We start from the raw sequence: 7,612 nt of genomic DNA, 5'->3' as shown, positions 1-7,612 counted from the left end.
TCAAAGCGCATTCCTCCCGGCACTGACCCTACGGGTACAGTGCGGGGCTCCTGCGATTTCTAGCTGAACCTGGCCCTCTAAGCTCCCATTCCCGAGTACTGTTGCAAGCCTTTGCGCCACAACCAGCGGTTAGCCAGCCAGAGCAGGCCCGTCCAGGCCAGGCCCATGCCAAAGCCGCCCAGAATATCCACCGGGATCCCTGCCCAGAGGCTGGCGGGAAAGTGCACCAGGTAGGGGAAGGGTGTCCAGGCCAAGAGCTGGCGCACGGGGGGTGGGAACACCTCCAGAGGAGCGATCACCCCCGAGAAAAACAAGTACACCAAAAAATGGAACTGCTCCAAGGCCGTCACCCGTTCCACCCAAAAGGCCAGCAGCGCCAAGGTGTACTGCATGAGAAAGCGCAGGGCAAAAGCCAGGAGAATGGCCAGGGATCCCAGCCCCGCCTGGGCCCAAGAGGGGATCCAAAAGGCACGGGGGTAGAGGACGAAGAAAAGGGCGATTAAAACCAGGGTAAAGGGGAGACGGGCCAAGCGCTCCATCAGGTGGCTGGCCACATGGTGCCAAGCCGGATCCAGAGGCTGCAACAGGCGAGGAGATAATTTGCCTTCGACCACCTCTCGCTCAAAGTCCCAGATGACCCAGACGATGGTGAACTGGCGCACCAGGAACACCGCCAGAAAGTAGCGGATGAACTCCAGAGCAGACAGCGAGAAGTCTCCTGAGCGGGCTGCCTCGCTCCACACCCCCATCATGATCAGGGGCAGGGATCCGGCCAACACCCACAGGATCAGCTCGGCCCGGTACTCCAGCATGTAGGCGTAGTAGGCGGAGAAGAGGGCACCCAACTTGCGAAAGAAGGCGTTCATGGAGATTCCGGTTGCGCAAGCGCTGCGGAGCAATACGAGACTGGCGGACGCAAAGTGGGCAACAAGCTGGCCAGGCTGACCACCGCTCCCACCACAACAATTGAAGGCGGTGCTACGGGCGAGGGCTGCCCAGCCAGAGTCTGCAGGCGGAGCAGATGAATCTCTTGCTCAGGGGTGGTGCCCCAGCGGATCAGGGCAACCGGGGTGTCGGGAGCTTTCCCTCCGGCCAACAATTCAGCGGCAATGTGGCTGAGGTTGTGCATGCCCATGTAGATCACCAGGGTTTCCACCGCCCCGGCCAAAGCCCGCCAATTGACCTGAGGGCGGTATTTCCCTGCCGCCTCATGTCCGGTAACAAAAGCAACTGAGGAGCTGAGGTCGCGATGGGTGAGAGGGATCCCGGCATAGGCGCTGGCGGCAATGCCCGCCGTAATTCCCGGCACCACCTCCACTGGGATCCCGGCCTGCACCAGAGCCAACATCTCCTCGCCGCCTCGCCCAAAGATGAAGGGATCCCCCCCTTTGAGCCGCACCACCACGGCTGCCGTCCGAGCTTTCTCCATCAGCAAGGCTGTGATCTGCTCCTGGGGCAAGGTGTGAGCGCCGCAGTGTTTGCCAGCATAGATCCGTTCTGCCGTCGGCGGGATCAGCTCCAGGATGGAGGATCCCACCAGAGCATCGTAGATGACCACATCCGCGTGGGCGAGTAGCGCCTTTCCCTTCACCGTCAGCAGCCCTGGATCCCCAGGCCCTGCCCCCACCAAATACACTTTGCCCATCTCAAGTCCCGGTCGCGTCATTGCTGTTGGAAATATCCATTTTGAGGGAACGGGAAAGATTCGGCTATTCCAGCGCCGGGCTAAAAGCCTGGAGTGTCTCCACAATGGCCTGCATCAGTTGAGGATCCCGCCAGAGGGGCGGCTCCACCTGGATTTGGAGCAGAGGCCATTCCCGCTGTAATCGCTGAGCCTGTTCTTGTAGGGCGCGCAGCAGACCGCCTGGAAAGAGAAAAAACGGCAGCACCCGTAGACGGCACTGGCTAAGGCGCAAGCAATGGATCACGACCGCTTCTAAGGTGGGGGACTGGGCAGCAAAAGCCACATGCAAGGGGATCTCGGGCAAGCGCCGTTGCACAGTTTGGATCCCTGCTTGGAGCTGGGCGGCAAACCCCGGCAGACGGCTGCCATGGCCAAGCACAATCCAGGCATCTGCCCGTTCGCCGGATTGCCTGAGCGTTGCAGAGCAAGAGGGCTGTGGAGCCAGAATGCGAGCCACCAACAGATCCAGGAGGGCCGGGTGCTGGCCAATGGGGGGTGTTAACCGGATGGGCAGGCGCGGCCAGCGAGCTTGAACCTGCTTCACCGCAGCCGGTAAATCCTCTTCCACATGGGATCCCTCGCCCATAAACAGCGACAGCAGCACCACTTGATCGGGAGATCGGCCTGCGCCCAGCCAAGCTGCCAGCCGTCCCTGAATCTGCTCGGCCAAGGTGAGAGGCTGACCTTCCAACTGGGCCAGCTCCACCGGCTGAGGGGCCAGCCGCTGCCGCACCCGGGCCAACAAATCTGCCAAAGCCTGCTGATAATCGGGATCCCGGCTGCCGTGACAGACCAAAAACACCAGGGGATTGGAGGACATGGCAGAGGTCAGGGATCCGAGCGGAAGGGTTCCATTTTGCTACTTTAGGGGATCCCGCCAACTTCTCGCGTAGGATCTGCGCGTATGATTTGAAGAGTACACACCCTCTTTCCCAGCTTCGTCAGCCCTTTCCCAGGTTTTCATGTCATTTGAGAATCGTTCCACCGCCCCTGAACTCTTAATCCATGTCTTGCGGGAGGGGTTGACCGAATCTATCCATCATTGCCAAGCTGTCGTGGCCGATAGCCGCGGGCGTTCTCTGGCCATGGCCGGCAACAGCACCACCCCCGTCTTTGCCCGTTCTGCCCTCAAGCCTTTCCAAGCGCTGGCCATGCTCTCCACCGGCATCCGCGAGCGCTACCGCCTCACTGAGAAAGATATTGCCATCATGTGCGGATCCCATCAGGGCACCACGGCTCATGCGCGGCAGGTGTTCAGCATACTGTGGCGGGCCGATCTATCTCCCGATTTGCTGGTCTGCCCCACCCCACCCGGCAAGCCCAGCCCCCTTTGCCACAACTGCTCCGGCAAACATGCCGGCATGCTTATGGCCAGCCGCGCCCAAAACTGGACCTTGTCGGACTATGCCCAGCGGCAGCATCCGGTGCAAGCGCTGGTGCGGGCCAAGTTGGCGGATTTGCTGCAAATGCCCTCGGAAGAGTTTTTGTTTGCGCGGGATGACTGTGGGGTGCCCACCTACCAACTGCAACTGAATCACCTGGCCTCCCTATTCGCCCAACTGACTGCCGGCGAGCGGCCCGACTTGGAATCGGTAGCACGGGCCATGACCCATCACCCGGAGATGGTGGCCGGACAGGGGTGTTTCGACACGGAGTTGATGCGGGCTACTCAAGGGGATCTGGTGAGCAAATCGGGTGCTGAAGGGATCCAGTGCATTGGCCGGGTGGGGGAAGGCATGGGCCTGGCCATCAAGGTTCAGGATGGAGCCGCCCGGGCCAAGTATGCCCTGGCTTTGCACCTGCTGCAGCGCATGGGCTGGATCCAGCCTGCCGCCGCCGAGATGCTGGGGGAGCGCTTCCTTCGCGTCGGCCCCTACACCCGCCTCGAGGTAGAAGGGGAGCTGCGCATGCCTTGAAGACTCAGCGCTGGAAGGGGTTTTGGTAAGGATTGGGGCCGGGGTTGGAGCTCTGGCCTTTGTTGCGGTACTTAGGATTGATGGTCAAGGTGCCGGATCCCAAACCCCGCTGCGCCAAGAACTCCAGGTTGCGGCGGCGCATGGTGGTGTCGTAGTCAGTTTTAACGCGATCTTCTAGAATAGCCACCTGCTGCAGCGCACTTAGCAAAATGGAAGCTGCCTGTTCGGAGGTGTAGCCATTCTGGGAGGCATAGCGCACAGCAAACTCGTCGGCTGCCACCTGGGCCTTCTGGCCCTTCTCCGCTTTGCGCAACAGAAACACCGCTGACGCGGCCAAGCCTGCTGCTAAGCCAACGCCGAGGTTATCTCCCATCTGCAGCTCTACCAAAATGCCCATGCTGCCGGCCCCGATCAAGGCGGGATACAGCAACAACGCCGACCAGTTATCCCCCAAAGCCAGCTCTGTGGCCATCACCGCTTCTCGCAAGAAGTAGATCTTCTGCTGGTCAGGGCTCAGCTTCTGCCAACGGCTGAGGTCAATGGCAAAGCGAGAGTATTTCTGCCAGGGAAAGCGCCACAGCGGCTGCACAATCCGAGACTGGTCGGGGGTGCCGATCTCGATCTGCACTTCAGGGCGGATCTCCACTGGGAGAAACTGGATCAGGCGGTCAAAGTCGGAAATGGTATACATGCTGGCACGGTGCGGTTAAAGGAGCGGCTGGAGATCATTACCCCCATAGTATAAGGATCCTAGCCTTCCTTGCAGGCCAGCTCCAAGCAAGCTTTTTGCAATAGGGATGGCGGCAGAGGGACAAGCCTGAGCCTAGATGGAAAGGGGGTATGCCGCGTAACATACTCCCGACCCTGTAGCTAGCTTCCCGCAGGGTTGCTACGCATACAGCGCGGGGCTTCTCGGCGGTTTAGCTAAACCTGAGGTGAGCAATCTATTTGGCGGATTGCCCAAGGGACTGAATTTATCATCCCAGTCAAACCCTTGAGGACCAAGACAGCCGTTATCTTAGTTTGAAGAGGGATCCCTGCTGGGGTGTTTGAGATTGGTCAAATCGTTGAGGCGGCGCAGGATCCCCCATCCCTGTAGGGCCTCCAGCAGGGCTTCCCGCACAACCGCTACCGTCTCTTGGTCGAGGGCCAACCGCAGATAATCCACCGCCAGCCGGGTTTGCTCGGGATCCAGGTGGGACATTAAGCTCTGCAAGCGGCGAACGCCCGCCAGCCGTCGGAAGGGATCGGGAGAAGCAATGTCGCTGAGGTCGCGCTCCAATTGAGACCGTTGCCGCTCTTGTCGGCCCCTGAGCCACTCCCCAAACAGCAGCGACAACAAGGCTAGAGTGGCCAATCCCTGTAGAATGGCACCGGTGGCCAGCCAGCGTTGGGTGGATTCTGCCCAGATGGAGATGAGGGTGTAGGTGCCCAAGGTGGCGGCTGCTCCCGAACCAATTGCCAGCAAAAGCCAGCGATCCGCCTGCCGAAACCAAGCTTGCCACTCCTGCCAGCGGCGGTTGAACTCAGGGCTGCGCACCCCCTGTAGCCCCAACATCACCAAGGTGCCCACCCCCAGAGAGAGCGCCAGCCGCCCATTCCAGAAGGCCAGCCCTGCCAACGCCAAGGCCGACAGAGCCAAAACCCGCCACTGCGGCCCCGCTAGGATCCACAGAGCAACTTGGGATCCCGTCTCCACTGCCCCACGCCCCACCCGCTGCAGATATTCTGGCCAGGATCCCTGGCCGGAAGAAGGGCGACCCGATTGATGCTTCACCGATGGCAACTCCCAAAACTCGGCCCTATCTGGCCCTTTGCAAGCGGCAAGATAGATCAACGCTCCTTAAATTATGCTCTTATGCTTTATAGAGTCGAGGTAGGCTTTCCACCCTTGGGCTTGCAACTGGTCGTTTTTCTCCTGCACCGCCTGTTTTAGGCTTTCCCGATAGGCGATCACCCGCCGGAGCAGATCGGGATCTCCACTGGCTAGGATCTGCACCGCCAACAGACCCGCGTTGTAGCCGTTGCCAATGGCCACCGTGGCCACCGGGATCCCTTTGGGCATTTGCACAATTGAGTACAGGGAGTCGATCCCCTGCAGGGATGGGCTGAGCACCGGCACCCCGATCACCGGCAGGGGGGTGAGAGAGGCCACCATCCCCGGCAAATGGGCTGCTCCCCCTGCCCCGGCAATAATGACGCGGATCCCTTGGGTATGGGCGCGGCGGGCAAACTCTACCATCGCCTCGGGGGTGCGGTGGGCGCTGAGGATCTGCATCTGGTAAGGGATCCCAAACTCCTCACACACCTGGGCGGCAGGTGCAAGGGTGGGCAAATCGGAATCGCTGCCCATTACGATGGCAACGAGGGGGGAGAGTTCCATATCGCTAAGCGACGCTAACGCGAAAGGCTGCTGGCCCGGCGTAGCCGATCCATCATCGCATAGCCCAACCCCGTCGAGATGGGTGGGGGCTCTGCCAGCAGGAGCGTAGCATCTCCCTCATCCAGGCGGCGCAGGCTGGCAAAGAGGGCGCGGGCGGCTGCCTTGGGATCCGAACCCAAACACTCCAAACTGAAAGTGATCCCCGGCCAATGGCGGGAGAGGGTGTTCAGCAGAGCCTGCGGATCCGTGGCAAAACTGAGGATGCCCAGGTGGGAATGACCGGTTGTCAGGTGCTGCACCTGTTGCCAATCGCCGGGCTGAAGCTGGGCAAAAGGGGTGGGCAAAAGCCAGAGGGGCTTACTGGGAGCGTAGTGGCTGCTCAGCCGTCCTGGCGCTTCCGGCGGGCCCGTTGTGCCATCCTTGGGGGCCTGTTCTGGGGGCAACCGGATGGGCAACCCCAGGTGGGCCTCCAGGGCTTCCAGTGGGATCCCTCCTGGGCGCAGCAGCGTTGGGATCCCCTCGGGGCTGAGCTTTAGCACGGTGGACTCCAGGCCCACAGCACACTCTCCCCCCTCCAAGATGTAAGGGATCCGCCCTCCCAACTCTGCATAGACGGCCTGGGCTGAGGTGGGGCTGATGCGGCCAAAGCGATTGGCACTGGGGGCAGCCAGAGGGGTTTGCACCGCCTGCAACAAAGCTTGAGCCACCGGGTGAGCAGGCACCCGCAGGGCAACAGTAGGCAACCCGCTGCTTACCAGATCCGGCACGGTGGGACACTTGGGCAGCACCAAGGTTAGGGGCCCCGGCCAGAAGGTGTCGATCAGGGATCCCAGCAGAGCGCGAGCGGCGGGAGTAAAAGCCGACACGTCCACCAGCCATCCCTGCAATTGCTCTAGGGTCACCCCAGCCGGCAGATGCAGGATCAGGGGATCGAAGCGGGGGCGCTCCTTGGCGGCAAAAATGTTTGCCACTGCCTGCTCATCCAAGCCATGGCCCGCCAGGCCGTAAACCGTCTCCGTGGGGATGGCCACCAACTGGCCCCGCAGCAAGGCTGCCGCCGCTACGGCAATGTGCTCAGGAGTGGGTGAGAGAATTTCCGTCTGCATCCATGACTCGGATTTGGAGTAAGGGCTAGGGATCCCGTTCTGCAATCCATTTTCGCGCCTGGTAGAGGGCGATGTTGATCTGATCCCCAAACAGCAGCGCCAAGGAAGTGAGCCAAACCCAGAGCAGCAGCACAATAACTGCCCCCACCGCCCTGTAGACTTGGTTGAACTGCCCAAAGTGCTCCACGTAAATCCGCAACCCCCACGACACCCCAACCCACAGTAGGCTGGCCACGATGGCCCCCGGCCAAATCGGGATTTGGGGTCGGCGCAGGCTGGGGCCAAATCGATACAGCACCCAGCAGGAGAAGACGACCAGCCCCAAGGAAATTGGCCAAGTGAGGATCCCCCACAAGTTCAACCCCAGCTCTCGCAGGGGATCCAACTGAGTCGGCCCGCCAACCTCCTGGGCTAAGGATCTCGCTTTCATGGCCAAGAAGCGCAAAAAGCTGGCAGTAAACTACCCGACCCTGACTGCTTCGCAGTACAGGGCGGGCTTTCGGTAGCCCTGCAGTTGGCAAGC

9 protein-coding genes are annotated in these 7,612 nt (G+C 61.1%); 1 reads left to right on the top strand and 8 read right to left on the bottom strand.

The window, feature by feature from the left end; translation table 11 throughout:
• Positions 1–77 precede the first annotated feature (77 nt).
• From NW840_RS08850 to NW840_RS08840, 3 genes are all read right to left on the bottom strand, one after another.
• A complete protein-coding gene (locus NW840_RS08850) occupies positions 78–866 on the bottom strand; it encodes an ABC transporter permease (protein WP_414343723.1) in 789 nt (262 codons plus the stop codon).
• The gene (gene cobA, locus NW840_RS08845) at positions 863–1,645 is read right to left on the bottom strand and encodes a uroporphyrinogen-III C-methyltransferase (RefSeq protein ID WP_011432673.1); all 783 of its coding nucleotides are present in this window, start codon (positions 1,643–1,645) and stop codon (positions 863–865) included. Before cobA ends, NW840_RS08850 begins: the two co-directional genes overlap by 4 nt.
• Before the next feature lie 64 nt (positions 1,646–1,709).
• Positions 1,710–2,504, bottom strand: coding sequence for a sirohydrochlorin chelatase (locus NW840_RS08840; protein ID WP_414343722.1), 795 nt, complete (start codon positions 2,502–2,504; stop codon positions 1,710–1,712).
• Positions 2,505–2,646: 142 nt separating this feature from the next.
• Between NW840_RS08840 and NW840_RS08835 the strand changes: the two genes are divergently transcribed.
• On the top strand, positions 2,647–3,600 hold the full coding sequence (locus NW840_RS08835) for an asparaginase (RefSeq protein ID WP_414343721.1): 954 nt from the start codon (positions 2,647–2,649) through the stop codon (positions 3,598–3,600).
• A gap of 4 nt (positions 3,601–3,604) precedes the next feature.
• Here NW840_RS08835 and NW840_RS08830 read toward each other — a convergent pair whose 3' ends face one another.
• The 5 genes from NW840_RS08830 to NW840_RS08810 form a co-directional block, all read right to left on the bottom strand.
• The gene (locus tag NW840_RS08830; RefSeq protein ID WP_414343720.1) at positions 3,605–4,291 is read right to left on the bottom strand and encodes a DUF3318 domain-containing protein; all 687 of its coding nucleotides are present in this window, start codon (positions 4,289–4,291) and stop codon (positions 3,605–3,607) included.
• A 327-nt stretch (positions 4,292–4,618) separates the two neighbouring features.
• Complete coding sequence (locus NW840_RS08825; protein ID WP_414343718.1) at positions 4,619–5,377, bottom strand: hypothetical protein; 759 nt, start codon at positions 5,375–5,377, stop codon at positions 4,619–4,621.
• Positions 5,378–5,443: 66 nt separating this feature from the next.
• Positions 5,444–5,983 carry a 5-(carboxyamino)imidazole ribonucleotide mutase gene (purE, locus tag NW840_RS08820; RefSeq protein WP_414343717.1) on the bottom strand — a complete coding sequence of 180 codons (540 nt, stop codon included), beginning with the start codon at positions 5,981–5,983 and terminating at the stop codon, positions 5,444–5,446.
• Positions 5,984–5,997: 14 nt separating this feature from the next.
• Positions 5,998–7,089, bottom strand: a complete 1,092-nt coding sequence (locus NW840_RS08815; protein WP_414343716.1) for an L-threonylcarbamoyladenylate synthase — start codon at positions 7,087–7,089, stop codon at positions 5,998–6,000.
• 25 nt (positions 7,090–7,114) lie between these two features.
• A complete protein-coding gene (locus tag NW840_RS08810; RefSeq protein WP_414343715.1) occupies positions 7,115–7,519 on the bottom strand; it encodes a YihY/virulence factor BrkB family protein in 405 nt (134 codons plus the stop codon).
• Positions 7,520–7,612 lie beyond the last annotated feature (93 nt).

The organism is Synechococcus sp. R5-13 (assembly GCF_047462015.1).
In the GTDB taxonomy this organism is placed as follows: domain Bacteria; phylum Cyanobacteriota; class Cyanobacteriia; order Thermostichales; family Thermostichaceae; genus Thermostichus.
Note: the sequence above shows the minus strand (reverse complement) of the source record. Positions and strands in the feature narration are given on the sequence as shown.